This is a genomic window from Centipeda sp. (in: firmicutes), from assembly GCF_057271695.1.
Genome location: NZ_DBHIVL010000123.1, coordinates 1 through 3,599 on the forward strand (window position 1 = coordinate 1; position 3,599 = coordinate 3,599).

General features: G+C 61.9%; 4 protein-coding genes. All 4 read right to left on the reverse strand.

Annotation, left to right across the window (positions count from 1 at the left end; translation table 11 throughout):
• Positions 1–100: 100 nt before the first annotated feature.
• From ACO6BQ_RS12185 to cobI, 4 genes are read right to left on the reverse strand one after another with little or no spacing between them, the layout of a single operon-like run.
• Positions 101–892 carry an ABC transporter ATP-binding protein gene (locus ACO6BQ_RS12185; RefSeq protein ID WP_489121334.1) on the reverse strand — a complete coding sequence of 264 codons (792 nt, stop codon included), beginning with the start codon at positions 890–892 and terminating at the stop codon, positions 101–103.
• Entirely contained in the window at positions 889–1,860 is a 972-nt protein-coding gene (locus ACO6BQ_RS12190) for a FecCD family ABC transporter permease (protein WP_489121337.1), read from the reverse strand. The genes ACO6BQ_RS12185 and ACO6BQ_RS12190 overlap by 4 nt, the downstream gene beginning before the upstream one ends.
• Entirely contained in the window at positions 1,857–2,786 is a 930-nt protein-coding gene (locus ACO6BQ_RS12195; RefSeq protein WP_489121339.1) for an ABC transporter substrate-binding protein, read from the reverse strand. The genes ACO6BQ_RS12190 and ACO6BQ_RS12195 overlap by 4 nt, the downstream gene beginning before the upstream one ends.
• Positions 2,787–2,788: 2 nt before the next feature.
• Entirely contained in the window at positions 2,789–3,487 is a 699-nt protein-coding gene (cobI, locus tag ACO6BQ_RS12200; protein ID WP_489121340.1) for a precorrin-2 C(20)-methyltransferase, read from the reverse strand.
• Positions 3,488–3,599: the final 112 nt, after the last annotated feature.

Genomic DNA, 3,599 nt, shown 5'->3' on the forward strand with positions numbered 1-3,599 from the left:
CCTTGTTCGGACGAAAAAATCTACGCCAATCTGACGGACTTCATTTTATCAGCGTTTCCTTTATTTTACCGTAGAACAAAGATTCATGCAATCGATTTTTTCACTCCCCCACGAGTGCGACGGGGGAGGGGACGCGGATGCCGCGGCTGTTGGTAAAGATCTCGACCGCAACGCCGAATACGTCGGCGATGCGCTCCTCGGTGAGCACCTCGGCGGGTGTCCCCGTCGCACGGACGCGCCCGCTCTCTACGAGGACGATGTCGTCGGCGTACTGCATGGCGTGCGCCATGTCGTGCAGCACCATGAGGATGGTCATGCCATGTATGCGGTTGAGCTGTGAGATAATATCCATGACGCGCAGCTGATGCGCGACGTCGAGGTAGGTGGTCGGCTCGTCGAGCAGCAGCAGGCGCGGACGTTGGCTGAGTGCCATGGCGAGAAAGACGCGCTGCCGCTCGCCCCCCGAGAGGGTATGCACCTCGCGCTCCGCGAACACGGAGACGTGCGCGGTCTCCATCGCCCACGCGACCGCCTCTCTGTCCTCCGCGTCCGAGCGCGTCTGAAAGAGCCCCGCATGGGCAAAGCGTCCGTAGGCGACAAGCTGCTCCACGGTCAGCCCCTGCGCCGCCGCACGTTCCTGCGGCAGAATGGCACGCACGCGTGCAAGCTCTTTCTCGGCGTAGCTGCCGAGTTCGCGTCCATCCAGCTGAATCTCCCCCGTATAGCGGCGGTTCAGTCCCGCGAGCGCACGCAGGAGGGTGGTCTTGCCCGCGCCGTTCGGCCCAATGATGGCTGTGCGCCGCCCGGCGGCGATATCGACGCTGAGACCGTGCAGGATCTCCTTGCCCGCGATCTTGACGCAGAGGTTCCGCGCCGTCATACCCGCACTCATAGCTGCCTCCTCAGAAGATAGAGAAAGAACGGTGCGCCAACGACTGCCATGATGATACCGACGGGCAGCTCAAGTGGCGCAAACAGCAGCCGTGCCGCCGTGTCACTGAGTGTGACGACGGCGATGCCGAGGAGCGCCGCCGCAGGGAGCAGGAAGCGATAGTCCGAGCCGATCATGAGCCGTGCGGCGTGCGGGACGATGAGCCCGACGAAGCCGAGGAGCCCCACGACGGAGACGGCACTCGCGGCGAGGAGCGCGGCGACCGCCGTGAGGAGGATGCGCGTGCGCTCGACGGCAAGCCCGATGCCGCGTGCCATGTCGTCGCCGAGCTGGAGGATGTTGAGCCGCTGCGCGGCGGCGAGCGCGAGGAGCCCCGCCGCGATGGTGTACGGCAGGAGCATCTCGACGTGCGGCCAGCTCCGCGCAGAGAGTCCCCCGACCATCCACATGAGCGCACTATGAACTCTGTCGCTGTAGAGGATCATCATCGCCGAGATGCCCGCGCCGAGGAATGCGGACACGGCGACCCCCGCGAGAATGATGCGCGTCGGTCGGATGCCGTCCCGCCACGCGAGGATGTAGATGAGGAGTGCGGCGAGCATCGCCCCGCCGAATGCGGCGGGGGTGATGAGCCATGCCGCACCGGGCATCATGAGCATGATAAAAATGCCCGCAAGACCCGCACCGGACGAGATGCCGATGATGTGCGGGTCGGCGAGCGGATTGCGGAGGATCGCCTGCAGGATTGCACCCGAAAGAGAGAGGTTGATGCCGACGAGGGCGGCGACGATGGTGCGCGGCAGACGGATGTTCCAGAGGATCTGGGCGTTTGCCCCGCCCGATGTGCCGCTCAGGATGCCGATGATCTCCCCGATGGGGATATCGACCGAGCCTTTCGCGGCAGAGAGGAGCATGGCAAATACCGCAAGTGCGGCAAAGAGGACGAGGAACAGGATGCGTTTTTTCATGGATAGACGAGCCTCGCCATGTACTTCACTGCGTCGGGGTATTCGATGCCGGGGCTGAACAGGAAGAGATCCTGCGGCAGATAGTAGACGCGGCCATCACGGATCGCGCCGACGCTCTGCCACGCGGGGCTGCCTGCGAACATCGCCTCCATCGAGGCGCGGATCTCCGCCTCCTCGCCCATGCTCGTGACGAAGATGATGTCGGGGTTCTGCGCGACGAGGGTCTCCATGCTGTAGGGTGCGGCGTCGGGGTTCTTGTCGAGGGCGGGCATACCGCTCGCGGTGTTCTCCCAGCCGAGCATCGCGGCAATGCTGCCCGCGATGCTGCCATCGAGTTGGACGGAGAGTCCCTGTCCCGTGCTGTGAATGATGGCGACGCGCTTCTTCTCCTGCGGAATGGACGCACGGACGGCTGCGATGTCTGCTTCCATCGTTTGGACGAGCGTCTCACCCTTGTCCTTTTCGCCTGTGAGTGCGGCAAAGATGCCGATCTCGCGCTTTACGTCCTCGTAGCTTTTCATGTCGAGGACGAGTGTCTTGATGTTGTTCACCGCAAGGGTTTCGACGAGTTTTTCGTTCATGCCTTTGTTGAGAATGACGAGGTCGGGGGTGAGGGCGAGCACCTTCTCTGCGTCGATCTGGTAGACCCTGCCGATGCTCGGAACGTCCTTCGCCGCGTCGGGAATGTGCGATTTCGAGTCGGGGCGGCCGACGACCTCGCCACCAACGGCGTAGAGGGGTTCGAGGAAGGACGCGGAGGTGACGACGATACGCTCCGGCTTCTTGTCAAAGGTGACCGTACGTCCGTTGTCGTCCGTGATCGTCGCATAGCCGCCCTGCGTCGTCTGCTCTGCGACAGGAGCACCGCATGCGGTGAGAACGAGGGTGAACGCTGCGAGGAATACAAGAGCCAAATGTTTCATCATCATCAGCTCCTTCGCGTGAGAATCGTGGAGAGGTAGTTGAGTTTTTCGTCCACGTGCGCCTCAAGGTCGTAGATGATCTTCTCATCGTCCAGTCCCGCACGGCTGACGAGTACCGCTTCTCTCGTCATGTTGTTGCGGCGCAGGAGGTCGATGATCTCGGCGGAGTTGTGGTAGACCTTCATGACGACGGCACTGCTCGCGACCGCCATGACTTCCTCAAGCCGCTCCTGCTCCGCCGTACCTGGAATGATGGCGAGTACGTCGTTGCCCTCGACGATGGGACGGCCGACGCGGCTGCCGATGGCGATGAATGCAGGGATGCCGGGAATGGTGACGATGTCCACGTCCTCATGCTCCAAGAGGCGGAAGACGTAGATGTAGGTGCTGAAAAACATGGGGTCGCCGAGGGTGAGAAAGGCGACGTTCTTGCCTTCGTTCAGGAGTGCAAGGATCTCGGCTTTGTTCGCCTCCCACGCGCCTGTGTCCTCGGCGAAGTCCTTGACCATGGGGAATACTTGGTAGACGATTTCGATGTCCTTTTTGAGATACGGACGCGCGATCTCAAGGGCGACGCTGCCGTCCTTCTTTTCTGTCTTCGGGGCGATGAGGACGTCTGCCGCCTCGATTGCCTTGATTGCCTTGACTGTGAGGAGTTCGGGGTCGCCGGGGCCGACGCCGATGCCGTAGAATGTTCCGCTCATAATGTTTCCCTTCCGTTTGATTCCTATATATGGGAAGCACTGATAAATTCAGCTGCGTCATCTTGACGCATCTTTTTTGCCCGCACTGTGTCGGCAAATCCTCCACATAGCT

Bases quoted from the DNA above. Each gene is read 5' to 3' on its own strand.
- ACO6BQ_RS12185 (WP_489121334.1), bottom strand. From the start codon at position 892: ATGAGTGCGGGTATGACGGCGCGGAACCTCTGCGTCAAGATCGCGGGC.
- ACO6BQ_RS12190 (WP_489121337.1), bottom strand. From the start codon at position 1,860: ATGAAAAAACGCATCCTGTTCCTCGTCCTCTTTGCCGCACTTGCGGTA.
- ACO6BQ_RS12195 (WP_489121339.1), bottom strand. From the start codon at position 2,786: ATGATGAAACATTTGGCTCTTGTATTCCTCGCAGCGTTCACCCTCGTT.
- cobI (WP_489121340.1), bottom strand. From the start codon at position 3,487: ATGAGCGGAACATTCTACGGCATCGGCGTCGGCCCCGGCGACCCCGAA.